The 25,167-nt window shown below is 66.3% G+C and carries 23 protein-coding genes; 17 read left to right on the forward strand and 6 right to left on the reverse strand.

The window, feature by feature from the left end:
• A partial coding sequence (locus NM2_RS38385) for an SDR family NAD(P)-dependent oxidoreductase (protein ID WP_157121651.1) occupies nt 1-361 on the forward strand: 361 nt, incomplete at its 5' end.
• A 138-nt stretch (nt 362-499) separates the two neighbouring features.
• Here the strand turns inward: NM2_RS38385 and NM2_RS38390 are convergent.
• A complete protein-coding gene (locus NM2_RS38390) occupies nt 500-1,669 on the reverse strand; it encodes a thiolase family protein (protein ID WP_067680011.1) in 1,170 nt (389 codons plus the stop codon).
• A 193-nt stretch (nt 1,670-1,862) separates the two neighbouring features.
• Between NM2_RS38390 and NM2_RS38395 the strand changes: the two genes are divergently transcribed.
• Entirely contained in the window at nt 1,863-3,521 is a 1,659-nt protein-coding gene (locus NM2_RS38395) for an FAD-dependent oxidoreductase (protein ID WP_067680142.1), read from the forward strand.
• A gap of 64 nt (nt 3,522-3,585) precedes the next feature.
• On the opposite strand, the gene NM2_RS38400 is transcribed toward NM2_RS38395, so the two are convergent.
• Nucleotides 3,586-4,737: an acyl-CoA dehydrogenase family protein gene (locus NM2_RS38400; RefSeq protein ID WP_067680014.1), complete on the reverse strand. Its 1,152-nt coding sequence runs from the start codon at nt 4,735-4,737 to the stop codon at nt 3,586-3,588.
• A 43-nt stretch (nt 4,738-4,780) separates the two neighbouring features.
• On the reverse strand, nt 4,781-5,950 hold the full coding sequence (locus NM2_RS38405) for an aromatic ring-hydroxylating oxygenase subunit alpha (protein ID WP_067680017.1): 1,170 nt from the start codon (nt 5,948-5,950) through the stop codon (nt 4,781-4,783).
• Between the two features lie 140 nt (nt 5,951-6,090).
• On the opposite strand from NM2_RS38405, the gene NM2_RS38410 reads away from it, so the two are divergent.
• Nucleotides 6,091-7,086, forward strand: a complete 996-nt coding sequence (locus NM2_RS38410; protein ID WP_067680020.1) for a GNAT family N-acetyltransferase — start codon at nt 6,091-6,093, stop codon at nt 7,084-7,086.
• Between the two features lie 382 nt (nt 7,087-7,468).
• Here the strand turns inward: NM2_RS38410 and NM2_RS38415 are convergent, their stop codons facing one another.
• Nucleotides 7,469-8,533 carry a lytic transglycosylase domain-containing protein gene (locus NM2_RS38415; RefSeq protein WP_067680024.1) on the reverse strand — a complete coding sequence of 355 codons (1,065 nt, stop codon included), beginning with the start codon at nt 8,531-8,533 and terminating at the stop codon, nt 7,469-7,471.
• 287 nt (nt 8,534-8,820) lie between these two features.
• On the opposite strand from NM2_RS38415, the gene NM2_RS38420 reads away from it, so the two are divergent.
• The 10 genes from NM2_RS38420 (at nt 8,821) to NM2_RS38465 (ending at nt 19,000) form a co-directional block, all read left to right on the forward strand.
• Nucleotides 8,821-9,828, forward strand: a complete 1,008-nt coding sequence (locus NM2_RS38420; protein WP_067680145.1) for an ABC transporter ATP-binding protein — start codon at nt 8,821-8,823, stop codon at nt 9,826-9,828.
• Between the two features lie 472 nt (nt 9,829-10,300).
• The gene (locus NM2_RS38425) at nt 10,301-11,212 is read left to right on the forward strand and encodes an MlaE family ABC transporter permease (protein ID WP_245718421.1); all 912 of its coding nucleotides are present in this window, start codon (nt 10,301-10,303) and stop codon (nt 11,210-11,212) included.
• 86 nt (nt 11,213-11,298) lie between these two features.
• Complete coding sequence (locus NM2_RS38430; protein WP_245718425.1) at nt 11,299-12,087, forward strand: MlaE family ABC transporter permease; 789 nt, start codon at nt 11,299-11,301, stop codon at nt 12,085-12,087.
• 4 nt (nt 12,088-12,091) lie between these two features.
• The gene (locus tag NM2_RS38435) at nt 12,092-13,180 is read left to right on the forward strand and encodes an MlaD family protein (protein ID WP_067680030.1); all 1,089 of its coding nucleotides are present in this window, start codon (nt 12,092-12,094) and stop codon (nt 13,178-13,180) included.
• Nucleotides 13,177-14,187: an MlaD family protein gene (locus NM2_RS38440; RefSeq protein WP_067680033.1), complete on the forward strand. Its 1,011-nt coding sequence runs from the start codon at nt 13,177-13,179 to the stop codon at nt 14,185-14,187. The genes NM2_RS38435 and NM2_RS38440 overlap by 4 nt, the downstream gene beginning before the upstream one ends.
• Nucleotides 14,175-15,197, forward strand: a complete 1,023-nt coding sequence (locus tag NM2_RS38445) for an MlaD family protein (protein WP_084531999.1) — start codon at nt 14,175-14,177, stop codon at nt 15,195-15,197. The genes NM2_RS38440 and NM2_RS38445 overlap by 13 nt, the downstream gene beginning before the upstream one ends.
• Before the next feature lies 1 nt (nt 15,198).
• The gene (locus NM2_RS38450; protein ID WP_067680039.1) at nt 15,199-16,296 is read left to right on the forward strand and encodes an MlaD family protein; all 1,098 of its coding nucleotides are present in this window, start codon (nt 15,199-15,201) and stop codon (nt 16,294-16,296) included.
• The gene (locus NM2_RS38455) at nt 16,293-17,300 is read left to right on the forward strand and encodes an MlaD family protein (RefSeq protein WP_067680042.1); all 1,008 of its coding nucleotides are present in this window, start codon (nt 16,293-16,295) and stop codon (nt 17,298-17,300) included. The genes NM2_RS38450 and NM2_RS38455 overlap by 4 nt, the downstream gene beginning before the upstream one ends.
• A complete protein-coding gene (locus NM2_RS38460) occupies nt 17,297-18,253 on the forward strand; it encodes an MlaD family protein (protein ID WP_067680045.1) in 957 nt (318 codons plus the stop codon). The genes NM2_RS38455 and NM2_RS38460 overlap by 4 nt, the downstream gene beginning before the upstream one ends.
• A 57-nt stretch (nt 18,254-18,310) precedes the next feature.
• Nucleotides 18,311-19,000 (forward strand): hypothetical protein, encoded by a 690-nt coding sequence (locus tag NM2_RS38465; protein ID WP_245718422.1) that lies wholly within the window; start codon nt 18,311-18,313, stop codon nt 18,998-19,000.
• A gap of 341 nt (nt 19,001-19,341) precedes the next feature.
• Here the strand turns inward: NM2_RS38465 and NM2_RS38470 are convergent, their stop codons facing one another.
• Both NM2_RS38470 and NM2_RS38475 read right to left on the reverse strand, forming a co-directional pair.
• Nucleotides 19,342-20,124, reverse strand: coding sequence for an esterase/lipase family protein (locus tag NM2_RS38470; protein WP_169816320.1), 783 nt, complete (start codon nt 20,122-20,124; stop codon nt 19,342-19,344).
• Between the two features lie 333 nt (nt 20,125-20,457).
• Complete coding sequence (locus NM2_RS38475; protein ID WP_245718423.1) at nt 20,458-21,057, reverse strand: TetR/AcrR family transcriptional regulator; 600 nt, start codon at nt 21,055-21,057, stop codon at nt 20,458-20,460.
• A gap of 86 nt (nt 21,058-21,143) precedes the next feature.
• Between NM2_RS38475 and NM2_RS38480 the strand changes: the two genes are divergently transcribed.
• From NM2_RS38480 to NM2_RS38495, 4 genes are read left to right on the forward strand one after another with little or no spacing between them, the layout of a single operon-like run.
• A complete protein-coding gene (locus NM2_RS38480; protein WP_067680160.1) occupies nt 21,144-22,328 on the forward strand; it encodes an aromatic ring-hydroxylating oxygenase subunit alpha in 1,185 nt (394 codons plus the stop codon).
• 6 nt (nt 22,329-22,334) lie between these two features.
• Nucleotides 22,335-23,111, forward strand: coding sequence for an enoyl-CoA hydratase/isomerase family protein (locus NM2_RS38485; RefSeq protein WP_067680048.1), 777 nt, complete (start codon nt 22,335-22,337; stop codon nt 23,109-23,111).
• On the forward strand, nt 23,108-23,752 hold the full coding sequence (locus tag NM2_RS38490; protein WP_067680051.1) for a hotdog domain-containing protein: 645 nt from the start codon (nt 23,108-23,110) through the stop codon (nt 23,750-23,752). Before NM2_RS38485 ends, NM2_RS38490 begins: the two co-directional genes overlap by 4 nt.
• On the forward strand, nt 23,749-24,999 hold the full coding sequence (locus tag NM2_RS38495) for a CaiB/BaiF CoA transferase family protein (protein ID WP_067680054.1): 1,251 nt from the start codon (nt 23,749-23,751) through the stop codon (nt 24,997-24,999). Before NM2_RS38490 ends, NM2_RS38495 begins: the two co-directional genes overlap by 4 nt.
• The last annotated feature ends 168 nt before the right edge of the window (nt 25,000-25,167 follow it).

The raw sequence follows: 25,167 nt of genomic DNA on the forward strand, positions 1-25,167 counted from the left end.
TGGTGAGGAGCGCGGGGTGATCATCAACACCGCGTCGGTCGCCGCGTTCGACGGGCAGATCGGTCAGGCCGCGTATTCCGCGTCCAAGGGCGGCATCGTGGGCATGACCCTGCCCATCGCACGTGATCTGGCGAGCGTGAACATCCGGGTCGTCACCATCGCGCCGGGCCTGTTCCGTACCCCGTTGTTCGAGTCGCTGCCCGACGAGGCCCTCGTCTCGCTGGGCGCGCAGGTGCCGCATCCCTCGCGCCTGGGTGATCCGGTCGAGTACGCGGCGCTGGCCCGGCACATCGTGGAGAACCCGATGCTCAACGGCGAGACGATCCGCCTGGACGGCGCGATCCGCATGGCGCCCCGCTGAATTCACGAAGGCCGCGTCTCGCGGTCTCGCGGCCGCGCCGCGTTCAGTGGCCGGAATCGTCGAAACATCCACGGCCGCACCAATGCCGCTCGGTGCGGGGCGCCGTCGAATTTCGGTGCCCCGCACGTTCGACCGGTCCTACAGCCGTTCGATGATGGTGGCGTTGGCCATGCCGCCGCCCTCACACATGGTCTGCAGGCCGTAGCGGCCGCCGGTCTGCTCGAGGTGGTTGAGCATCGTGGTCAGCAGCCGGGTGCCCGAGCCGCCGAGCGGATGGCCCAGCGCAATCGCGCCGCCGCGCGGGTTCAACCGCTCCGGATCGGCGCCGAACTCGTACTGCCAGACCAGCGGAACCGGCGCGAACGCCTCGTTGACCTCGTAGGTGTCGATGGCATCGATGCTCAGACCGGCCTTGTCCAGGACCTTGCGGGTCGCCGGGATGACGCCGGTCAGCATGAGCAGCGGATCGCTACCGCTCACCGCGAAGCTGTGGAACCGGGCCCGTGGGCGCAGGCCCAGCGCCGCGGCCTTCTCCTCGCTCATGATCAGCACGGCCGATGCGCCGTCGGTCAGGGGTGAGGAGTTGCCCGGGGTGATGCGCCAGTCGATCTCCGGGAACCGCTCGCTGAAGCGCTCGTCCTGGAACGACGCCTTCAACCGGGCCAGACCCGCCACATCGGTGGACGGCCGCACGGTCTCGTCCACGGTGGCCTGCGAGTCCGGGCCCACGGCGATCGGCAGGATCTCGCCGGAGAAGTCGGCCGCCGCCGCGCGGGCGTGCGACCGCGCGGAGAACTCGTCCAGGGAGGTCCGGTCGAACTTCCACCGGGCGGCGATCAGCTCGGCCGAAATCCCCTGTCCCACCAGACCTTCGGGATACCGGGCAGCGACGCCGGGACCGAAGGCGTCCTTGCCCATGCTGGGGGTGCCCATCGGCACCCGGCTCATCGATTCCACGCCGCACGCGATGGCGATGTCGTAGGCGCCGGAGATGACGCCCTGCGCGGCGAAGTGGGCGGCCTGCTGACTCGAGCCGCACTGGCGGTCGATCGTCGTGGCGGGGACCGCCTCGGGGAATCCGGCGGCCAGCACCGCGTTGCGGCTGATGTTGAGCGCCTGTTCGCCCGCCTGTCCGACGCAGCCGCCGATGACGTCGTCGACCAGTGCCGGGTCGATTCCGGTGCGATCGATCAGGCCGCGCAGTACGGCCGAGAGCAGTTCGGTCGGATGTAGTCCGGAGAGTTGGCCGCCGGGCTTGCCTTTCCCGGACGCGGTACGGATCGCATCGACGATCACTGCGGTTGTCATGGGTGATTTCCTCTCTTCGGGGTCGCCGGAATCGTTTCCGGCGCAAGGGATGTGGTCAGTAGGGCACCGGGAAATATCGCTCCGCTATTGCGTGTGACCCACGACGCAGCGTATAACAATGGACAAATAGCGTCACCTGTAACGGCAGCCTCCCCGTGGGTCGGGTCGAGTAGCCGTGGATCCGGAGGAAACCGTGGCACACGTCATCACGCAGCCCTGCTGCAACGACGCCGGATGCGTCGAGGTCTGTCCCGTCGACTGCATTCGCCCGAGGCCGGGCGAGGAGGGTTACGGACGCGCGGAACTGCTGCACATCGACCCGGCGACCTGCATCGACTGCGGCGCCTGCATCGATGAGTGCCCGGTGGACGCGATCGTTCCCGCGGGGGATCTCACGCCGGAGACCGCACCGTATCTCGAGGTCAACGCCGCGTACTTCGGCACCGAACGACCTGCGGCACCGCCTGTGCCGGCCGAACCGCGTCTCGAGGTGACCGATCGCGGGCCGTTGCGGGTCGCGATCGTCGGATCGGGTCCCTCGGCCTGCTACGCGGCCGAGGAACTGGCCGCGCGTCGCGATATCGACGTCCAGATCACCATGTTCGAACGGCTGCCCACCCCGCTGGGGCTGGTGCGCTACGGGGTCGCGCCCGATCACCAGCACACCAAACAGGTCGCCACCGCCTTCGCCCGGACACTCGGCAGAAAGCAGCTGAAGCTGGAGCTGAACGTCGAGGTCGGCACGCATATCAGCGCGGCCGAGCTGCTCGATCACCACCACGCGGTGATCTACGCGACCGGCGCGTCGCAAGGGCGCACCCTCGGCATACCGGGCGAGCACTTGGCCGGTGTGCACACCGCGACCGACTTCGTCGGCTGGTACAACGGCCACCCCGACCACGCGGACCGGGTGTTCGACCTGTCCGGCGAGCGCGCGGTGGTGATCGGCAACGGCAATGTCGCACTCGACGTGGCCCGCATCCTGGTCACCGACGTCGCCGCGCTGGCGCGCACCGATATCGCCGATCACGCGCTGGATGCGTTGGCGGCCAGCCGGATTCGCGAGGTCGTCGTCGTGGGACGGCGCGGACCCGAGCACGCGGCCTTCACCACTCCCGAACTGCTGGGCCTGGGACAGGTCGGGGGAGTGGATGTTCGTATCCGCGAAGCCGATTCGCCGCTCGACACGGACGGGCTGGACTCGGTGATCCGGCACAAGAGCCAGGTCGCCAGGGAATTGGCCGAACGTGCCGCGAGTTCCGGCGATCGCCGCATCGAATTCCGATACTTCCTGCGGCCCAATAGCTTTCGCGGTGAGCGTGCCGTCGACGCGGTCGAATTCACCCGGACCGATCAAGGGCGGATCGGCGTTGCCGAGGTGCTGCCGTGCGGTGTGGTGTTCGGTTCGGTCGGCTATCGCGGGATCGCGGTGCCGGGCTTGCCTTTCCGCGACTCCGACGGAACGATCCCGCACCGCGACGGCCGCGTGCTCGATGCCGACGGAGCCGATCCGATACCGGGAACCTATGTGACGGGCTGGATCAAACGCGGTCCGTCGGGGGTGATCGGCACCAACCGGTACTGCTCGCAGGAGACCGTGCGTGCTCTGCTGGAGGACTTCGCCGCTGGTCGGCTCCGGACTCCGGACCGCTCGCGCGCGGAACTGGACGCCGTGCTCGAGCAGCGGCGACCGGAACGCCTGGGCGCGCGCGAGTGGAAAGCCATCGATGCGGCCGAACGCCGGGCGGGTCGCGTTGGCGGTCGTCCCCGGGTGAAATTCGTCGACATCGGTGAGATGCTGTCCGCCGCCGGTGTGCACGCGGGTGCGCTCGCGCCCGGCGAGCGCGGGTGAGGATACGAAATACATTTCGGCACGAGGGGAATGGCCGGCGCGGGCGACCGCGCCGGCCGTGCTGTCAGGAGCGCATGAGATCGCGATGGATGATCTCTTTCATGATCTCGTTCGTCCCGCCGTAGATGCGCTGAATGCGGGCGTCGATGTAGGCCTTGGCGACCGGGTACTCCATCATGTAGCCGTATCCGCCGTGCATCTGGACACCGGCGTCGATCACCTTGCCCTGTAGTTCGGACCCCCAGAGCTTGGCCTTGGCCGCGTCGACCGCGGTCAGCGTGCCCGAATTGTATTCGCGCACACAGCGATCGATGTAGGCGCGGGACACCTCGATCGAGGTCTGCAATTCGGCCAGGGTGAACCCGAGGCCCTGGAACTCGCCGATGTGCTTGCCGAACGCCCGGCGGTCCTTGACGTAGTCCAGCGTCCAATCGAAGACCGCCTCGGCGGAAACCTGTCCGGCGATGCCGATTCCGAGACGCTCGAGCGGCAGGCTCTGCATCAGGTAGCCGAATCCGCCGCCGACCTCGCCCAGCAGATTCCCGGCCGGGATGCGGACATTGTCGAAGAACAGTTCCGCGGTGTCCTGGGCGTGCAGGCCGACCTTGTCGAGTTTGCGTCCGCGGGTGAAGCCGGGAGTGCCGTCCTCGACGACGAAGAGGCTGAAGCCGCGCGAACCCAGATCGCGATCGGTCACCGCGAAGACGATGACCAGATCAGCCAGCATGCCGCTGGTGATGAACGTCTTGGAACCATTGATGACCCACTCGTCGCCGTCGCGGACCGCGGTGGTCTGTGCCGCCCGCAGGTCGCTGCCCGCGCCCGGCTCGGTCATCGCTATCGCGCCGATGGTCTCGCCGGTGACGAAACCGGACAGCCAGCGGCTCTTCTGCTCGGAATTCGCGTGCCGCAGAAGGTAGTTCAGCACGATGTCGTCATTGGTGGAGAAGCCCGACTGCAACGCCGACGCGCCCACCCGGGCGATCTCGGTCTGGATCACGACCCGGAACCGGTAGTCGGTCTCACCGGGCCCGCCGAACTCCTCCGGCACCGCCAGGCCCAGCAGGCCCTGCTGACCCGCCGCCAGCCAGGTGTCGCGATCGATGAGGCGGTCGGCGTCCCACTTCTCCATCTTCGGGATGACGTGGCGTTCGACGAAGCCGCGGACGGTCTGCCGGAACAGCTCGTGGTCGGACTCGAACAAATCTGTTTTCACTGCACTCCTCCTGTGCCCAGGCGGGTAAGCCTGCGCGGCGTGGTCATTTCTGCGTCAGCAGTCTCTGGGTCTCCCGGCGGAAGACCTGGTTGGCAACTTCGTTCTGCCCCAGCACCATTCGGCCCGCGCTGGCGCTGGTCATGCCGCGCTGGGAGTCCCGCAGCAGCGGGAAGTCCTCGGCGTGCAGCACGTCGAGCAGGATCTGCCAGTTCTTGTCCCACAGCCGAGTCCACTTCTCCTCGGTCATGGTGGTCTGCTCGACCGGCGGGACGATCAGGCGCATCTCCATGCGGCTGCGCTGCGGTTCGGTGGGATGCGGCCGGAAGGTCAGCAGCTGGAAGTGGTCGGGCTGGCGCAGCAGGGTGCTGTTGGGCAGCAGGAAATGCGTCTCGGTGACGTCGTTGGCCAGGCTGCGCTCGCCCGGATCCTCCTCGATCCAGCGATCGATCGACTTGCGCGGGGCGATGAACCGGCAATGCCGCCCGAAGTCGTCGAACGCCATCACATTGGTGTGGATGTGCTTCGCGGCGGTGTTGGGGTGCGCGTACTGGATGTGATAGCCGTCCAGGAAGGCGTCCTGCATGATCTTCCAGTTGACCGGCTCGTCGAAGCCCTCGGCCTGCACGCAGACCTTCGAGCCCAGATCGTAGGAGCCCAGGATGGCGTCCATCTCCGGGCCGAGCCAGGCCGCGACGTCGATTTCGGCGTCGGCCTCGTCGACCACCCAGATGAAGCCGTGACGTTCCTCGGTCGGCAGTTCGATAAGGCCCAGCGTCTCGCGCTCGGGCTCGCCGAAGGTGTTGTCGCGGGTGATGGTTCGCAGGCTGCCGTCCATATCGTAGGACCAGCGGTGATACGGGCAGGAGAACAGCCGGCACCGGCCCTTCTCCTCCTTCTCCAGCAGGGCCCCGCGATGACGGCACAGATTGACCAGGGCCTTCACGCCGCCGTCCCGCTGGCGGACGACGATGACCTTGTTGCGCGGCATCTGCAGGGTGAAGAAGTCACCGGCGCGGGGGATCTCGGATCCGTGCGCGACGATCGAGGGCACCCGGCCGAAGATCAGGTCGCGTTCGTGCTGGGCGACGGTCGGATCGGTGAACTCCTTGGGCTCGAACCAGGTGACATGGCCGAACTCGTCGGTGGTGTCGTTGCGCAGGTGTGTCAGGGCGCGACGGATCCGTTCCTCGCGCGGGGCGCCGACCTCGGTCATGGGCTGTCTCCAATATCGAATTGCATGGTCCGAGGCGTATTGATGCACTCGGTGTAACGTCCTGAGCTGTAAATATAGCTTCTTAAATCTAACTCATGTAGGTTTATCTGTAAACCGGCGGCATATAGGAAGGGCAGACGATGATCGACTACACCTGGTGTCGCCGACTCGGCGACGAGGATCGTGCCGAGGCGGCGGCGCTGGTCGAGGCCGCCGCGCGGTACGACGAGGAAGCTGGGTTCTCGGTCGTGGAGCGGCGCGACATCGAGTCGGTGTCCACCGCCGAGCAGTCGGTGTGGCATCTGCCGATCAAGGCGCGGCGCGATCTGAGCATCCGCGACGACGCGCCGATGGTGCTGGTGGCCTATCTGCATCTGTCGATCGACGCCCAGGGGCAGGGGACCGTGCGGTACACCGTGCATCCCGACTACCGCTCACGCGGCATCACGACCCTGCTGGTCGAGGAACTCGGGCTGGACGTGACCGCCCCCGAGGGGTGGTGTGGGCTGGGCGCGGGATCGCTGCGTTGCTGGGCGTACGGCAGCCACCCCGCCTCCGAGCGGTTGACCCGCCGTTTCGGCATCGAACCGATCGCCCGGCTGTGGACGATGGCGCGGCACCTGGCCGGGCCGTTCGCGACACCCTTGGCCCCGGCCGAATTTCCCGGCGGAATATCCGTCGCGGGCCCGATGGACCTCACCGACGACGCGATCGTGGCGAAGGTGCGCGACGCGCTCGCGCGAGAAGGCCTGATCCAGGCGCAGTTCGAACAGTTCCGCACCGAGTTCGCCGATCGCACCGGCCGGGTGGTGATCGCCTCGGCAGGCAGCGATCGTCCAGCGGGAGCAGTCTGGTTCGAACCACGGCAGGTGCGGTACCTGGAGTTGCGTGCGGCGTGGGTGCGTGCGTTGATCGTGGGCCCGGAGATCCGCGGCGGCGGACTCGGCGAGGCGCTGATCACCGCCGCCCTGCGCGAACTCGCCGATACCGGCGCGCAAGTGGTGCTGATGCGGATCGACCCCGACGATCACGGCGCGGTCCGGCTGTGCCGCATGTTGTCCTTCGAGCAGGAGGAGGCGCACGCGTGCTATCAGATCGGGGAGTGGGACGAGGTTCCCGCCTTCGCGGGCAAGTGAGTTCTACCCGCGTGCTCCGATCGCGATGACCGGCCCGGCTGGCGCGCCGGTCTCGCACGGGTGTGGGCGGTGGCCGATATGAGGGGGCCACCGCCGCGCAATACGGTGAATCCTGTTGGGGCAGAGGATGTCCGGACATCGCCGATTCGCTGTGACCGCCCTCGCGACGCAGCAGGCCGTGAAGCGTCGACCCGGTGCGGAACCGCCCGCCAGAACTCGCTCGCGGTGAATCTCTCCAACGGACCACAGGCCCGCAAACTCGACCCGACGCACCCGTGGGACGACCGATCCGGTGATCGGGTCCTGGGCGGCACCCATGGTGCAGGTCCGACCGGGACCATCGTCTCGCAAGGGACAGCTTGCTGATGAAGCGGACGGCCATTTACCGACCAGAAGGTGGCGGAGGGCAGAGGATGCCACAGGGAATCGGGGGAAGTCCCGGGATATAGATCATCGGTGCCGGTGTGGGGAATGCGTTGCCGGGCTTGGGGTTCGAGGTTACGACCGCTTGGACGTGCTCATCGGGTGATGCCGCCGCGCCGTCGTCCGGTCCGACGGTCGACGTCTCGGGTACGGACGGAACGACATCGGCGGGACCGGCTTGCGTACCTGCGTAGATTCGCGACCAGGTCAGCACATTCGACGCGTAGGCCATCGAGTGGTTGTAGCGCAGGACCGCGTTCAGGCGTTGTTGCGGATCGCTGAGGTTCGCGCCGTCCGCGCACAGATATCGTCCGGCGGCGAGTGCGGCATCGTAGATATTGTTCGGATCCGTGATGCCGTCGCCGTTTCCGTCGGAGGCCCAGCGTTGCCAGGTGCTCGGCAGGAACTGCATGGGCCCGATGGCGCGGACGTAACCGCTTGTGGCCCGGATGATCTCATTGCCGGGCAGGGTTCCGTCCAGTGCCGGACCCAGAATCGGTGACACCGTTCTGCCGTGTGCGTCGACATTGCCCGAGCGCGCGTGGCCGGACTCGATCCGGCCGATACCGGCCAGGACATTCCAGGTGAGACCGCAACCGGGCTGTGTTTGTCGGAGAATCAGCTCGGCATTGCGGTACGCGGCCAGCACCGGTTCGGGGATCGCGGCGGCCGCACTGCCGGGCGCGGGTGTGGCTGCGTCGGCGGGGGTAGCCGCGACGGGCTGCACCGGTGGTGCGTCATCGGGTTGGGTGCTCGGTTCCTGGGCGGCCGGGTGCGGGCGCAGCGTCGGCACGACCGCGGGCACCAGCGCGGGACCGCTCGGCTTCGCACGGAGATCGCGTTGCAGCGCAGTGAATTCCGGGCTCGCGGTGCTCCGGGTCGGCGGTGGCGCGGGCTCGCTCCCGGCGCTCGAGGATCCCGCGACCAGCAGTCCGGTGACCGCGAGCGCGGAGACCAGGGCCGCTGGGCGCGCGGGCGTGGATCGATTCGTATTTCTCGACTGCGCACGACGATGTGATCGCATCGGATAACTCCCTGGGATCGCAGATTCGCCTGTAGGCCAGCATGGTTCGGGCAGCTGCGCCGCCCGGCTCCGCAGAGTTGGTAGCCCGGGCTTGTTCGAAAGCCTTCGCTGATCGAAAGCTGAGAGATATCATTGCACGAATTGTGTGATCCGTCTAACGTCTGACGTCTGACGTCTACCGTAGTTTGTATCACAGCTCGTTCGCGGTTCCGGCTCTGCCGGCCAGGCCGAGCTGGTTGTCCGTTGGCGCGCTGGTCCATGCGCGCATGCTCGGCCGAGGAGAGAACATGGGCGTCGAAGTCAGCACTGCCGGAATCACCAAAAGCTTTGGTGCCCAGACGATCTGGCGTGAAGTCAGCCTGACGCTGCCGCCCGGGGAGGTCAGTGTCCTGCTCGGTCCCTCGGGGACGGGCAAATCGGTGTTCCTCAAATCGCTGATCGGTCTGTTGCGTCCGGAGTGTGGATCGATCCACGTCGACGGCACCGACATCATGCAGTGCTCGACGTCGCAGCTGTACGAGATCCGCAAGCTCTTCGGCGTGCTGTTCCAGGACGGTGCGCTGTTCGGCTCGATGAGCCTGTTCGACAATGTCGCGTTCCCGCTGCGCGAACACACCCGCAAGAACGAGTCCGAGATCCGAAGGATCGTATTCGAGAAGCTCGAGTTGACCGGTCTGCTCGGTGCGGAGGACAAGTTGCCCGGCGAGATCTCCGGTGGGATGCGCAAGCGTGCCGGGCTGGCGCGTGCGCTGGTGCTCGATCCGGAGATCATTCTCGTGGACGAGCCGGACTCGGGCCTGGATCCGGTGCGCACCACTTACATCAGTCAGTTGTTCCTGGATATCAACGCGCAGATCGATGCGACGTTCCTGATCGTCACGCACAACATCAATCTCGCGCGCACGGTGCCGGACAATATCGGGATGCTGTTCCGCCGTGAACTGGTCATGTTCGGACCGCGCGAGGTACTGCTGACCTCCGACGAGCCCGTGGTGAAGCAGTTCCTCAACGGCCGCATGGTCGGCCCGATCGGCATGTCCGAGGAGAAGGACGAGGCGCAGATAGAGCGCGAACAGGCGCTGGTCGATGCCGGTCATCACGCGGGTGGGGTGGATGAGATCGAGGGCATCATCCCGCAGATGCAGGCCACTCCCGGGATGCCGTTCCGGCAGGCGGTGACCCGCCGCCAGAACCGGGTGCGCGAGATGCTGCACACGCTCACCCCCGCGGCTCGCACTGCGGTGGAGGCGAGTTTCGGTGTGGGCCATGCGGTCTCGGACCTGGCGGATCGCTGAACCGTCGAGCAGGCTGCGTTACAAAAGACGATTGACGTAACGCGTAAAACGAAGTATGTTCTATGTGAGCCACGACACGTGGTGCGCCTCAGGGAGATTCGGATCACAACCGATGTGCCGGGTCGGTATTCCGGGAGTGCCGGTGGCTCCACCGCTCGCCGTACTGCGCGAGCGAATGCGGTCTCGTGAAATCGGAGTATCGAACAATGACGCTCGAAGGCAATGTCGCCGAACCGATCGGGAATACTGCGATCGTTCTTCCGGCCCTCGAATCTGCGCAGGGCGCGGCGCCGATCACGCGGCGCATGAGAAATCGGTATTCGGTTCTATAAATCCGTTGCGTAGCAAGTAATTTCACCGTCGGTGACGCCTGGGCGCACTGCCGGGAATTCCGCACACAATCAGCACCAGAAATCGGTTAGAGCGGCGCAGCTGTCGCATGCGCCGACATCCATGGAGGGAGGTGCCACCGATGAGTATCACGCAGGCACCGATGATCGCCCACGCAGTATCCGGCCCCGGCGGTCCATCGCACGATCGTCTCGACGAGTCGCCACCGGTGACGCCGTCCCGCATACAACGGGTGGTGGCACATCTGCGGCGAGCGCCGCGCGACAGCCTGGCAACCCTGGGCCGGTCTGCCCATCTGACCGCCGCGGTGGTGCGCTACACGGTCGTGGACACCGTGCGGCTGCGTATGCCGGTGTACGAGCTGGTCGACCAGATGTGGTTGCTGCTCAAGGTGACCGCGCTGCCCGCGCTGCTGATGGCGATACCGATCGGCGCGGAGGTGTCGGTCGAGGTCGGCGGCATCATGAATCAGGTTGGGGCCAACTCGCTGGCGGGCGCGGCCAGCGGCCTGGGCGTCGTCGGCCAGGGTGCGCCGATGGCGGCCGGTCTGCTGATGAGCGGCGCGGCGGCCTCCGCGATCGCCTCGGACCTGGGCGCCCGCTCGATCCGCGAGGAGATCGATGCGATGCGGGTGATGGGCGTGGACCCGATCGAACGCCTGGTGATGCCGCGCTTCGTCGCGATGATCGTGATCGCCCCGGTGCTGTGCATCATCATCATCGTCGGCGCGGGCGTCTTCGCGGGCCTGGTCATCTCGGCGAACGTGAACAACGTTGTGCCGGGCAGCTTCTGGCAGTCCTTCGGCGCGTTCGCCACCCCGACCGATCTGGCGTTCTCGGTGCTCAAATCGCTGGTCTTCGCCGCCATCGTGGTGTTGATCGCGAGCCTGCGCGGTCTCGAGGCCAAGGGCGGCCCGAAGGGTGTGGCGAACGCCGTCAACGCCTCGGTCGTGCTGAGCGTGTTCTGCATCTTCATGACGAATCTGCTGATCAGTCAGCTGCAGATGATGTTCTTCCCGGCGCGATTGGCGTGATGATGAGTACACCTTCGAACTACTCGAATGCGTTGCCCGCCTTGGCCGCTCGCCCGCTTCGCGCAATCGGGCGCAGCGTGAGCGACATGGTCGGGGAGATCGGCCAAGTGGCCGTGTTCATCGTCAAGACCGTCGCGCTGCTGCCGGTCACCGTTCGCCACTATCGCAAACAGACCGTCAAGACGATGAACAACATGGCCTGGGGCAGTGGCTCGCTCATCGTCGACGGCGGTGTGGTCAGCCTGATGTTCTTCCTCGGCGTGGCCGTCGGCGCGGTGGTGGCGATCGAGGCGTTCATGGCCTTCGATCTGCTGGGCTTCGGCGCGTTGACCGGAATCATCGGATCCTTCGGCAATATTCGCGTCATCGCCCCGATCATCACCGGCATCGGCTTCGCCGCCCAGGCCGGCTGCCGGATGACCGCCGAGATCGGCGCGATGCGCATCTCCGAGGAGATCGACGCCACCGAATCCATGGGGCTGCGGGCGATTCCGTTCGTGGTGGGCACCCGGCTCATCGGCGGCATGCTCGTGGTGCTGCCCGGATATCTGATGGCGCTGGTGGTCGCCTTCTTCACCGGCGGGATCATCGTCAAGGTCTTCCACCATCAGCCGCACGGCACCTACGACCACTATTTCGCGCAGTTCCTGAGCTGGCCGGATCTGGGGGCCTCGGTGATCAAGGCGGTGTCGTTCTGCGCGGTGGTCACGCTGATCCATTGCTACTACGGCTATTTCGCCTCCGGCGGGCCCGCGGGCGTCGGCGCCGCGTCGGGCCGGGCGATCCGGGCGAGCCTGGTGGCGATCGTCGTGCTGAATTTCGCGATGACAGTGGTGATCTGGGGCCTGAGCCCCCTGCTGGTTTTCAAAGGATAGGGCGATGGCCAAGACACGCAATCAGGATTTCCTGCGCGGCACCGACCGCGATCAGAAACGCATCGTGAACATCGCGGCCGCCGGGGTCGCGGCCACGGTCGCCGTCGTGCTGGCGGCCACGATGTGGGTGTACCCGACCTACCACGAGCCGTCCGGCCTGGCGCTGAATGTTCAAGTGCCCTATGTCGGTCCGGGCGTCGGCACCGGGACGAAGGTGATTCTGCACGGCGCGGAGATCGGTGAGGTCACCGGCTTGGAGAAGACCGATCCGGGCACGGTGCGGATGAGCCTGCAACTGCGGTCCGGCATCTCCGCGCGCCTGACCGACGATTTCGACCTGGATTTCCGCCCGCAGAACTATTTCGGCATCAGCGCGGTCGATCTGATCGCCCACCCCGAGGGGAATCGGCTGGTGTCCGGCAGCACGCTGGACAAGACGCCCGCCGGTGACTTCACCATGTCCACGATGCTGGAGAAGGGTTCGGTCGCGGTCGACGGCACGCTGACCCAGTCGATGGTGACCACCCTGAACAAGGTCGTGCGGTACACCGACGGGCTGACCCCGCTCATCCAATCGGGAATCATCTTGGCCGATCGGGTGGCCGCCACCCAGCAGACGATGCCGACCGAACTGATGCGCCGGGCCGACGACATCCTCGCTGTCCTACCGGCTTTCGGTGATCAGGCGGTCGACGCCCTCTACAACGTGTACAACAGTTCCTACAATCGTCGGCCCGACGGTTCGGTCGGCGTGGACGACGCGTTCATGGACAAGACCGACGAGGGTCTGGGACTGGCGGCCAACAGCCTGTTCGGCAAGGCCGGTCACTTGCTCGCCTCGCACGGGTCGCAGCTGACCCCGGTTACCCAGCTCGTGCAGGCGATGGGTGACGCCATGCCGCACATGCTCGGCGGCGGCAAGGCTCCCGACAAGCTGATGACACTGATCGACCGGTACAACGCGGCCTTCCGCGGCAGCAACGGGCACAAGACGCTGAGTCTGCGCATCGTCGTGGACGATCTGCCGATGTTCGCCACGCCGCTGGCGCTGACCGGAATTCCGACCGCACCGGCCGGGGAGGAACACCGATGAGCCCACGCACCAAACTGTTCGTCACGCTGGGCAAGCTCGGCGTCGCCGCGGTCGTGGCGGTCGTACTGTTCTCGATCATCCTCAGCGCCATCAAGAATCCGGTGCACGGTGACACCGACAGTTACACCGCCGAGTTCACCGATGCGTCCGGCCTGCACGTCAACGGCGATATCCGCACGAAAGGCGTTCGGGTAGGGAAGGTTTCGGCGATCAAGCTCATCCGGAAGAACGGCGCGAGCATCGCCGAGGTGAGTTTCTCGCTCGAGCATCCGTACCGATTGCTGGACAACTCGGTGCTGGCCGTGAAGTACCAGAACCTCACCGGGATCCGATATGTGGATCTGCAGGAGCCGGACCGGCCGGGCCACCCGGTCCACAAGCTCGGCACCGATCGGACCCGGCCTTCGTTCGACATCACCCAGTTGTTCAACGGTCTGCAACCGGTGCTGAGCACGATGAGCACCAACGAGATCAATACCTTCATGCAGAACGCGATCACCCTGTTGCAGGGCGACGGATCGGGTCTGGCGCCCATGCTCGACAGCGTGCAGCGGCTCACCGATCTCGCGCACGACCGGGAACAGGTCATCTCCGTATTGGTCACGAATCTCTTGCGGATCTCCGATTCGATGGGCGGAAAGTCGCCGGAGGTCATGGAATTCATGAAATCGCTGAGTTTTCCGATCGCCAAGGCGATGACCGTGCTGAGCCAATTCCCGAAGACGGCGAAATTCGGACCCGAATTCCTCACCCCGGTCCACCAGTTGCTCATCGAGCTCGGCTTCGCGCGCGGTGTGGATGTCGACAAGATACTCAGCCACGCGTTCGCCTCGCTGCCGCAGGCCGCGGAGGCGCTGCGGCTGCTGCCGGTGACGTTCGCCGGGCTGCAATTGCCGCAGACGTCGGCCGCGCCCGCAGCGATGAACTGCAGTCATGGGATCGCCCAATTGCCCACGGAGGTCAAGGTTTTGCTGAACGGGAGCGAGGTCGTGGTATGCCGGAAGTGATGACGAGCGGGCCGTGGCGCGGTGCGCTGGGCGCTCTGATTCGGCGGGTGACCGCCAGTGAGATTCTGCTCGGGACGGTGGTCGTGGTCACCGCCGTCGCCGCCCTGGGCGCGACCACCCTGTTCTACATCCATCCCGCCGGGCAGCGCACGGTATCGTTCCAGACCACCGACGCCTCGACGCTGTCGACGGGCGAGGAAGTCCGGGTCGCCGGGATCACCGTCGGCAAGCTGACCAAGGTGTCCTTCCAGCCGGATACCGTACTGGTCGAGGCGCAGGTCTCGGACGACACATTGATCGGCGACGATTCGCGCGTCGAGGTCCGCATGCTCACCCCGGTCGGCGGTTACGCGGTAACTGTTGTGCCACTGGGTGATTCGCCGCTGGGCTCGCGCGTGATCCCGGTCGACCACGTCAGCGTCCCGTATTCGATCGGTGACGTGCTCCAGGCCGCACCGCATGTGACCGACCAGGTGCAGGGCGGCACCGTGAACGCCAATATCGATCAGGTCGCCGAAGCGCTGCAACACAATTCGACGTCGGTCGGGTCGCTGATCGCCGGGATGAACAGCATCTCGGCCGTGATGGACCGCCAGCGCACGCAGGTCGAGCAGATCACCGGTCTGGCCTCGGAGTACATGAAGACGTTCAACGGCAGCCGGGATTTCGTGTTCGACCTGATCCGTCAAATCGATCTGGTCGTATCCACTTACAACAACGCGCACGTCGGGTTCAACGAAGCCTATGCCCTGCTGGGTGACGTCCTGATGCGGGTGCAGCCGGAGATGAAGTTCTACCTGGACCACAAGGATCAGGTGCACGGCGCGGTGGACCAGGTGCGTAAGTCGATCGAGAGTTTCCAGGCGAATATGGGCCCGGCTATCGACAAACTACAGGGACTGCGCGCCCAGCTCGCGGCATGGCTGACCCCGCAGGGTTTGGCGACGATCGCCGGCGGCACCGTGCTGGCCTCGAATATCTGTGTTCCTCTTCCCGGGCGGACGTGCTGAGATGACAATTCGGAGGAAGTATCTGATCGGCACCGGTGGGGTGCTGGCACTCGCACTGGTGGGCGGCCTTGGCTTCGCCGTCGTGGATCCGGAAGGCCCGCAATCGCATTCGGGGTTCTGCGCGGAGATGCCCGACGCGGTGGGCCTGTACGCGGGTAATCCGGTGACCCAGATGGGATTGCAGGTGGGCCGCGTGGACCGGATCCAACCGCGGGGCGATCACGTCGAGGTGAGTTTCACCCTGGACGGCGGTCGGCGGTTCCCCGTCGGCGTCCGCGCGGTCACCCGTTCCAAGTCGATCCTCGCCGACCGCAGTGTGGAACTGGTGGGCAACTATCGAACCGGCCCGGAACTCGCTGCCGGGCAGTGCATTCCGGAGGAGCACAGCTTCACGCCCAAGAGCATCTCCGAAATCGCGGGCTCGGCAGCGGATTTCATCAACGCGCTGAGTCCGGACGACAACCGGGAGAGCTTCCAGAAGGCCGTGTCCGGCTTCGAACAGGCGCTGCGCGGGCAGGGCGACAACGCGCGGTCGATGATGCTGCACGCCTCCGCGGCAGCGCAGAGCCCGGACAGGCTGATGGCCGATATCGGATCCATCATCCAGAACATGGCACCGCTGACCGACGCCGCGCTACAGCGGTGGCCCGCGATGAAATCCATCCTGGATCAGATGCCCGAGGTCGTCGGCGCGGGGATCGATCTGTGGCCCGGTGTGGTGGACGTCTGCGTGGGCGTCGGCTGGCTGGTGAACGTGCTGCACGATGTGCAGACCAACAACGGCGACCTGCTCTGGCCACTGTTGCAGGGCCCGGTCGCCGATGCCGTCCACCTGGCCGCCAGCCGATCGAAAGACATTGCCGGACTGTTGGATTCGATTCCGTCGATCGCCGCGACACTGCGGCAGCAGTCGACGGGCAACGGCGGGATGGTGATCGACTACCGCCCGCCGACCGTCCAGGCCGATTCCCCGGTGGCTCCCGAGTTGTGCGAGGAGGCGAACCGTACGCGTCCCGGCAGCTGCTCGACCGTTCAGGGGCATGTGCGGGTGCCGGTCACGGGACTGCTGGACATGGTGCTCGCGAAAGGTCAACGATGAAGACGACCACACGATGGAAGACCGGCGCCGTGGCGACGGTGCTCGGGTGCAGCCTGCTGGCCACCTGCGCGTGCTCGGCGGTGGGCCCGGACGATCTGCCTTCGGTCCGCGGCGGCGTCGGGGCGGGTTATCAGCTCGGGATGCAGTTCGCCAGCACCATGAATCTGCCCACCGGAGCCGATGTGATGATGGACGGACTGCGCGTCGGGCAGGTCGAGAAGCTCACCGTCGCAGGGAAAATCGTCGACGTCAGCGCCGAGGTCAAGGAGGGGACGAAGATCCCCGCCGACGTGCGCGCGGTCATCCGCCAGAACACCCTGCTGGGTGATACCTACATCGCGCTCGATCACGGGCCGGTGGTGCAGGGCCCTTACCTGCCGCCCGGAGGCACGGTGAGCGTCGATCACACCAGCTCGCCGCCGCAGCTCGAGGACACCATGGCGGTCATGGCGTATTTCGTCAACGGCGGCAGCATCCAGCAGATCGAGAACGCCATGACCGGGATCAATACCGTCATGCCCAAGCCTCGCAACGTGCAGCGGCTGGCGAACGTCGTCGCCGGGGACATGCGTGATCTGTCCGGTGACACCCATGAGATCGACCGCATGCTCAACGGTTTCAGCGCGACCGGCGCCTCGATCGACGCCAGGGGGCAGACCCTGGCAACGCTGTTCGGGCAACCGACCGTGCACTACTGGCGTCGCACGGCGGTCAACATCGTGTCCTACATCAGCCAGATCCTGCCCTCGGTCGGCAGCGTGTACGAGGGCGGGCTGTGGATGGTGCCCATGCTGAATTCCCTGGCCGAGACCGGCGCGGTCGGCCGCGGCATCTGGGACCGCGCACCCGCGGATACCGCGAAGGTGTCGGACTTCCTGCGCACCACGTTGCTGCCGTTCGCGCAGAATCCCTCGGTCGACATCCGCTCGATCGAGACGGACAAGGGGGACCAGATCGTCGGGGACGTCCAGAATCTGCTGCGCATGCTGGGAGCGGTGAAATGAGCCTGAAGACAATCGCATCCGTCGCGGGCATGGCGGCGCTGGCCGTGTCCTCGTTCGTGTATCTGAACCACATCGGCCTGGATACCGGTCTGCTGCAACACGTTCGCACCGCCAGTATGTCGGTTCCCGACACCAACGGCCTGGTGGTCGGCTCCCGGGTGCTGTTGCGCGGCGTCGCGATCGGGCACGTCACCGGTATCGACCCCACGCCGGACCAGGTGAAGATCGCTTGGAACTACGACGATGGCTACCGCATCCCGTCGGAGAGCAGTTTCCGGGTCGACAATCTCTCGGCGCTGGGCGAGGCATATCTGGCGGTGCTTCCGGCGACCGAATCCGGCCCATACCTGACGAACGGGGCGGCCGTGCCCGCCGCCCATGTGGTCGTGCCGACCACATTCCAGGAATTGTCGGCCCGGCTGACCCGGATGCTCGAGCAGATCGAGCCCGATCGGGTCCGGGAGATCTTCCGGACCGTCGATGTGGCGCTGCCCGATGATTCGTATGTCCTGAACGACCTGTCGCGTGCGGGCCAGCTGCTCGCCCAGACCCTGACCCGGCGATCGGACAACCTGACGCAGTTGCTGACGAAGTTGCAGCCGCTGCTGGAAGGCACCGGTACCGTCCCCGCCGACCTCGCCGGGGCCACACCGCAATTGGCGCAGTTCGGGTCGGGATTCAACGATGTGCTCGGCGGGATCGACTTCGCCGCGTCCTTCGGCCCGCTGACCGGTATCCGCGACGGGGCCGCCCCGCTGATCGATCAGTTGCAGGCGTTCCTGGACAAGAGTTCCGAAGATCTGCACACCCTCGGCGTGGACCTGCTGCCCGGCGTGCGGGCCGGGGCGGCGTCGATGTCGACGGTGGATGTCGGGCGGCTGCTGGACAACGCGATCGCCTCGACCTCCTCGGGCGACGCGATCACCGTGCACCTGCGACCACCGGGGAGGTAGCCCCTGCTCCGCGACGACAGCGATTTCCCTGACCATCCCCGTTCGAAGAAGGCTTCCATGAACCGCTCCACTTCCGTGCGCACCGACCCCGAATCCGCCACCGATCCCGACACCGAATCATCCAGCGGCACCACGGAATCCGCGCCCGTCGCGGACGAGTCGCGCCGTCGTTCCAAGGCGCTGTCCGCCGCGCTGCGGCGTGGACGACGGACGGGGAACTCTTCGATCCAGCTGAAAACCGTTGTCGTCGGCGCGCTGGTCCTCGCGCTGGCCGTCGCGGTCGCGGTGCTGGGCTGGCAGCTGAGCGACAAGTCCGATCAGATCGCCGCCGGGCGTGCGGAGCAGGCGGGGACCGCGCACGCCGAACAGGTCGCACTCGACTACGCCACCGCCGCCGCGGAGATGAACTTCCAAGATCTGGCCTCCTGGCGCTCGCGCCTGACCAAGGGCACCAGCCCGGAACTGTCCAACCGGTTGACCCAGGCGGCGGGTTCGATGGAGCAGATCATCACCCCGCTGCAGTGGGTGTCCACGGCCAAACCCGTTGCGGCCAAGGTGCGTTCGGACAACAACGGCATCTACTCCGTGGACTGCTTCGTCAGCGTGCTGACCAAGAACAGCCAGGCCCCCGAGGGCATCCAGTCGACCGCGACCTATCAGCTGACCCTGGACAGCCACGACAACTGGACCATCACCGACATCGGCGGCATCGGCAACGCCTTGGACGGCGCCACCGCCCCGAAGTGAAACCGTCGCGGTAAGCCACGCCGGTAAGGCAGTTCGCGGTCGGAGTTCGTACCATGGGCGGTACGGATCCCGGCCACGAACATGTCGACGATGGATCCTGATGCCCGGCGCGTCTGGGACGGGCAGGAACCCGCCGCCGCCGATCGGAACCGTGGCGAGCAACTCACCGAGCCTCGGATATCCGCGGGCGAACCCTGGTTCGATATCCGGATTTCCTCGAGCAGGTGGAGGACTGTGAACGCTCGTTCATGAGGCCGCACTGTGCGACCCCGGCTCGGAACGTCTCGACCCAGCTGGGTGAGCGCGTTTCCGGGAGATCCGGGAAATCGAACAGTCCTGATTCAGTTGACGAGTGGCAGGACAACGTGACATATCGGCGGCACGGCGTGCTGCGGGTCCAGTGCGTTGAGGACCAGTTGCAGTGTGATGTCGTCGTAGATCACCGAACCGTGGAAGACCTGGTCCTGCGGGCAGGAGTCCTGGGTGATGACGTTGGTGACGTTGGGGGCTTCGGGCAGGCGGGCTTCGCCGGGGGTGACGACCAGGTCGGCACGGGAGGTGATGCTCACGTATCGGAGGCTCGGGCGGGTGAAGCCGTTGCGGGACATTTCGCTGACGAAGGCCGAACCCGCTGCACCGTCCGCGGCGGCCGGCAGGACCGAGCCGAGTGCCTGCGGGCCACCCGGGAGAGCCGACAGTTCGGCCAGCACGCCATAGCCGCTCAAACCACGCACCGGCGAGTCGAGGCTGATCATGGTGTGCACCCGCGGTGAGCCGCCCAGCACGTTGAGGTAGTAGAGCGGTGCCAGCCCGCCCTCGGAATAGCCCACGAGATCGACCTGATCGGTGTGGGTGGCCGCACGGACCCGATCGATGAACCGGCCGATCTCCGCGGCGGAAGCGCGCATATCGCCCATCTGGTGGAACGGTCCGCCTGCCGGTCCGCCGTAATCCAGGCCGAAGACGCAATAACCTGCCGCGTGCAGCCGGGGTGAGTACATCGCCCAGTTCGCGTAGGCGTTCAGGAATGCGCCGTTGATCAGGACCAGTGGCCTGGGATGGGCCGAGGTGGGGTGGCAGCCGAAGTCGTTCATGCCGGGCGGGAGCGCTTCCGGTGCGGACACCGAATACGCCACCGCTGATTCCCAATTCGATTGTGGCGGACCATATTGCGGCGATTGCGCGAGGGCAGGCGATGTGCCGACGCAGATGCTCGCGGCCGCGGCTCCGATCGCGAGCGCAGTGCGCAAACGGGTGCGGCGACCGGAGGCTCGGCGGCCGGATCGGGTGTTGCGCTTCGGCGTCATGACACGCCTCCCGGGAGTGACGCGGTGGTCGACCAGATTGGTTAACCTATCGATCATAGGTTAGGGAGCGTACTTCTCGGTCGGCGGTCGCGGACCGTATTCGCTCGATCGGGGGCATCGATCCAGCCACGTCGGACCGTCGCGGACGAGTCAGGGGAGCAGTGCGGGAAGCAGGAATGTACGTAGTCGCGCGCGGACCGTATCGAGGTCCTCGGCCTCACGGGTCGAGCCGCGAGCGATGTAGTACATCTCCAGCTCCGAGATCCACTCGCACAGCAGCCGGATGTCGAGATCGGCGCGGATGTCGCCCGCGGCGCGCGCCCGAGTGAGAATCGGCTCCCACAGTTCGTAGGTCAGCTCGACCGCGCGGCCGGTCTCGGTGAGCAGGCGCGCGGCCAGCACCATTTCCGCAGGTGAGACCAGTCGGTGCATCATCGGATCGCGTCGGCCGCGGCGTACGTCCTCACAGATGCCCTCGACGATGCGCTCGGAGATGGTCGGGTGCCGGGCGATGAACTCGCGGGCGGAATCCATGTTCGCGCGGGCGCGCCGGACCACCGATTCGGTCACCAGCGCGTCACGGTCGGCGAAGTAGCGATACACCGTCGCGCGCGAACTCGACGCGGCCTTGGCGACGTCCTCCATGGTGGTGTTCGCGATGCCGAGGCGGGCGAAACAGGACTCGGCCGCGGCGAGGATGGCCGATCGGGTATCGGCTGGGAGCTCGATGTGCGTGCCGTGTGCAGTCACCGAAACACGATACCAAGTAGTCGGGAAATCGAAAAGCTTTAGATAAGACACTAGACAACCATTGTCTCGTGTGCCACTCTCGGATGATGGAGCGCGACGAGAAGATCAGGCTCACGCAGCGGCTCATCGCCCACGTGGACAACAACACCACCGACTACGCGGAAGACCTTCTCCGCGTGTCATTTTCGGTATTCGACGATCCCGAGCTGGCGGACAAGGAACGAGCGGTGGTGCGGCGATTCCCGCACATCGTGGCGCACGTCGACGAGTTGCGGAAGGCCGGTGACTTCCTGACCACCGAGCTGATCGGGACACCGCTGCTGGTGGTCAAGCAGAGCGACGGCAGCGTCAAGGCGTTCTCCAACGTGTGCCGGCACCGCGGGGCCAAAGTCGAATTCTCCGAGTCCGGCTGCAAGCGCGTGTTCGCCTGCCCGTATCACAACTGGTCCTACGGCAAGGACGGCTCGCTGCGCGGGATGCCGCACGCCGAGGGGTTCGACGGGATGGATCGCGGCGAGTACGGCCTGGTCGAATTCCCGTGCGAGGTCCGGCACGGACTGGTCTGGGTGGTGCCGACCGTTGGCGAAACCCTCGACATCGCCGCGGTGCTGGGGGACAAGCACGACGCGGAGGTCGCCGACACGGGGATGGGCGGGTCATATCAGGTGCGCAAGGAGACCTGGCGGCTGGACATGAACTGGAAGATCGCCGTGGACGGGGTGCAGGATTCGTATCACCTGTGCCAGTTGCACACCAAGACGGTGTGCAACTACCTCGAGGGCAATATCACCGCCTTCGATCCGGTCGGCCGCTCGTGGCGACTCGTGGTGGCGCGCAAGGCGATTACCGAGGTGCGCGACGCCGACCCGGATTCGTTCGACGTGCGGGACTACTCGCTGGCGAACTACACGATCTATCCGGGGACCATGCTGGTGACCGAGCCCAACCACTTCGAGATCTGGACGATCGTGCCGGACGCGCAGGATCCCAACGTCAGCTACTGCACCATCCGCCTGCTGTCCCCGAGCAAGCCGCAGACGCCGCGCGAGGAGCGGATCCTGCAGAAGAATTGGGATCTGCTGATGGAGACGTTGCACGCCGAGGATTGGTTCGTCACCAAGACGATCACCGACAACGCGGCGCACGGTCAGGTCGAGGAGCTGATCTACGGGCGAAACGAATTGCCGGGACAGGTTTTTCACAAGATGGTCGCCGATGACGTCGCGCGGCTCGAGTCCGAGCGGGCCGCCCAGCCGGTCGCGGCCCGGTAGCGGGTCATGGCCGAGGAGGAACTGCGCCGGGACACCCCGGCCCCCGGCGTGCTCCGGCTGACGTTCGATCGCCCACACGCGCACAACGCCATCTCGATCGCCCTGCAACGCGCACTGGACACCGCGATGTCCGATGCCGCGCAAGAGGATTCGATCCGCGTGGTGATCCTGGCGGGTGCGGGCGAGCGGGCGTTCTGCGCCGGGTACGACCTCAAGGAGCTCGAGGCGATGCCGCCTGAACTCGCGCGGGCCTCGATGGCCGAGCGGGAGGACATGCTGTGGCGGTATCTGAGCTTCCCCAAACCGACCGTGGCGGCTGTCCACGGCCTCGCCTACGGCGCGGGAACCATGTACGCGGCGTGTTCGGATCTGCGCGTCGGCGGTCCGGAAACCACCATGGCGGTCAGCGCCGCCAGATACGGCGGCGTGAATCTGAGCTGGTTGCTGGACGCTCTCATCGGCGGCGCGCACATCCGTGACCTGCTGATGACCGCACGGGCTGTGCCCGGCGCGGAGGCTTACGGGATGGGCCTGCTGAGCCGGTACGAGCCGGATGTGGGCGAGGCGGCGGTGCGAATCGCGAAAGAGATTGCCGCACAACCGCCCGAGGGGCTGCGGCAGATCAAACGACTACTGCTCGAGGGCCCCGGCCACAGTCTGCGCGCTCGGTACGAGCACGAGAACGCGGCCGTGCGCTCGACGCTCGAACAGCAGGCGATCGGCGATATGTTCTCGACCTTCTTCGCGAACAGGCCGGCCGCGAAGACCACGGGTGAGGTATGAGCGCCGATATCTGGAATCCGACCTGGGCGGACCCGTTCGTCCCGACCATCGCCGCGCAGGACGAGTACACCGAGTTGATCGAGGCGCTGCGAGCCGCTCAGGAGGCGGTCGCGCGAAGCAAGCCGACGCCGCGCGCGGCTGCCGAGTCGGCCGCGAGACTGCGTGAGATCGCCACGGCCATGGCCGAATTCGAGGTCGACGAGGACGAGCAGATCTCGGGTAAACGCTGGGAGTGCGCCGGGCACGGCCAAGCCCTGGCCCCGCCGATCCAGCTGGACCGGATCACCGACACCACCGCGATCGGGCGGGTGCGGGTCGAGCGTTTCCACTCGGGCCGCTACGCGATGAACGGCGGTGTGGCCCCGCTGATCTTCGACGAGATCATGGCGCGGCTGGCCAACCACCACCGCCCGTGGGCCCGCACCGCCCGGCTCGAGGTCTCCTTCCGCGCCCCCACGCCGTTGCACACCGAGCTGACACTGGCCGCGCGCCTGGTCGAACAGCAGGGTCGCAAACGGTTCATGTACGGGACGCTGCACCACGGCGACGTCCTGCTGGTGGAGGCCGAAGGATTGTGGATCGAGCTGAAACCTGAACAGACGCACAATATTTCGAAGGAATTGAAAGAGGTCGTCGGATGAGTGGATTCTCCCTGCTGAACGGCGTACGCGTGCTCGAGGTGGCACAGCTGGCCCCGGCCTCGCTCGGCGGGCACCTGGCCGATCTCGGCGCGGAGGTGATCAAGGTCGAATCCGGACCGCTGGGCGATCCGGTGCGGGTGGGCGGCAGCCGCGCGATCGGCGATCCGGACGGCCCGTCGTTCATGCATCTGCGGTGGAACCGCGGGAAGCGGTCGGTGGCCCTGGATCTGCGCTCGGACGAGGGCAAACAGGCATTCATGGACCTGGCCCGATCCTGCGACGCGGTGATCGAGGGCATGCGCGGCGGCTACCTGGACTGGCTCGGCATCGGATTCGATCGGCTGCGGGAGGTGAACCCGAAGATCGTGCTGTGCACGGTATCCGGGATGGGCACCGACGGGCCGTATCGCAGCCTGGGTACCGGTGGACCGGTTTTCGACGGGTACGCCGGTCTGCGCGAGGTCGGCACGCCCGACGAGCCGCCGATGACCGGGATCGCCGGTTCGACCAGCCCGCCCATCGCGATGTACGCACTCGGAGCGTACGGGGCGATGGGATTGCTGGCGGCACTGCACCGCGCGAACGCCACCGGGGTCGGTGCCCGAGTGGAGGTTTCCGGTATCGACGTGGCGGCGGCCTGGATGCCGGATCTGTCCGACGCGGAGTTGAACCGGGAACGCTCGATGCACCGGCCGACCTGGTTGCCGGACGGGCGCTTGCCGGACTGGCCGCGGCTCGAGGCGTATCGGACCAGCGACGGCAAGGCCGTGCTGTTCGGCTCGCACGTGGAGAAGTTCTGGCGGAACTTCCTGATCGCCGTCGGCCGCGAGGATCTGGTCGAGGTGGATCTGACCAGCGCCGACGAGGGCGCGCCGCAGCGGGCCGAGCACGTGTGGCGGGAGTTGCGGGAGATCTTCGCCCAGCGCACCCGGGACGAATGGGTGGAGCTGTTCCTCGAGCACGGCATCGCCGGGGGTCCGGTCAACACCGTGACCGAGATGCTCGACGATCCGCACTTCCGGGCCAGGGACAACACCTATCGCGTCGACTACGCCGGGGTGGGTGAGCTCGAATTCGTGGTGAGTCCGGTGCGGGTGGCCGGGGAGAAGTTCGCCCCCGCACTGCCGCCCCGGGCCGGTGCCGACACCGAGCGGGTGCTGCGCGAGGTGGCCGGATACGACGATGCGCGCATCGCCGCGGCGGCCGATCGCCACCTGTATGCGAAGGACACGGAACCTACCGGCTGAGCCACTGCCGGGGAGAACGACACTCACACGAAAGATGTTGTGTGGGTGTCATTTTCATGCGTTCGGATAGCCAGTATGGGGAGCTTGCCGGGGTATTGCGGAATAAATCTAAAGCTGTTAGGTTTGGCGACACGCAGTGAGGGCGGTCACATCCGCCGGTGCTCGCGG

Source organism: Nocardia miyunensis NBRC 108239, assembly GCF_001613065.1.
GTDB classification, from domain to species: domain Bacteria; phylum Actinomycetota; class Actinomycetes; order Mycobacteriales; family Mycobacteriaceae; genus Nocardia; species Nocardia miyunensis.

Bases quoted from the DNA above. Each gene is read 5' to 3' on its own strand.
- NM2_RS38390 (WP_067680011.1), bottom strand. From the start codon at position 1,669: ATGACAACCGCAGTGATCGTCGATGCGATCCGTACCGCGTCCGGGAAA.
- NM2_RS38405 (WP_067680017.1), bottom strand. From the start codon at position 5,950: ATGACCGAGGTCGGCGCCCCGCGCGAGGAACGGATCCGTCGCGCCCTG.
- NM2_RS38410 (WP_067680020.1), top strand. From the start codon at position 6,091: ATGATCGACTACACCTGGTGTCGCCGACTCGGCGACGAGGATCGTGCC.
- NM2_RS38415 (WP_067680024.1), bottom strand. From the start codon at position 8,533: ATGCGATCACATCGTCGTGCGCAGTCGAGAAATACGAATCGATCCACG.
- NM2_RS38420 (WP_067680145.1), top strand. From the start codon at position 8,821: ATGGGCGTCGAAGTCAGCACTGCCGGAATCACCAAAAGCTTTGGTGCC.
- NM2_RS38425 (WP_245718421.1), top strand. From the start codon at position 10,301: ATGAGTATCACGCAGGCACCGATGATCGCCCACGCAGTATCCGGCCCC.
- NM2_RS38430 (WP_245718425.1), top strand. From the start codon at position 11,299: ATGGTCGGGGAGATCGGCCAAGTGGCCGTGTTCATCGTCAAGACCGTC.
- NM2_RS38435 (WP_067680030.1), top strand. From the start codon at position 12,092: ATGGCCAAGACACGCAATCAGGATTTCCTGCGCGGCACCGACCGCGAT.
- NM2_RS38440 (WP_067680033.1), top strand. From the start codon at position 13,177: ATGAGCCCACGCACCAAACTGTTCGTCACGCTGGGCAAGCTCGGCGTC.
- NM2_RS38445 (WP_084531999.1), top strand. From the start codon at position 14,175: ATGCCGGAAGTGATGACGAGCGGGCCGTGGCGCGGTGCGCTGGGCGCT.
- NM2_RS38450 (WP_067680039.1), top strand. From the start codon at position 15,199: ATGACAATTCGGAGGAAGTATCTGATCGGCACCGGTGGGGTGCTGGCA.
- NM2_RS38455 (WP_067680042.1), top strand. From the start codon at position 16,293: ATGAAGACGACCACACGATGGAAGACCGGCGCCGTGGCGACGGTGCTC.
- NM2_RS38460 (WP_067680045.1), top strand. From the start codon at position 17,297: ATGAGCCTGAAGACAATCGCATCCGTCGCGGGCATGGCGGCGCTGGCC.
- NM2_RS38465 (WP_245718422.1), top strand. From the start codon at position 18,311: ATGAACCGCTCCACTTCCGTGCGCACCGACCCCGAATCCGCCACCGAT.
- NM2_RS38480 (WP_067680160.1), top strand. From the start codon at position 21,144: ATGGAGCGCGACGAGAAGATCAGGCTCACGCAGCGGCTCATCGCCCAC.
- NM2_RS38485 (WP_067680048.1), top strand. From the start codon at position 22,335: ATGGCCGAGGAGGAACTGCGCCGGGACACCCCGGCCCCCGGCGTGCTC.
- NM2_RS38490 (WP_067680051.1), top strand. From the start codon at position 23,108: ATGAGCGCCGATATCTGGAATCCGACCTGGGCGGACCCGTTCGTCCCG.
- NM2_RS38495 (WP_067680054.1), top strand. From the start codon at position 23,749: ATGAGTGGATTCTCCCTGCTGAACGGCGTACGCGTGCTCGAGGTGGCA.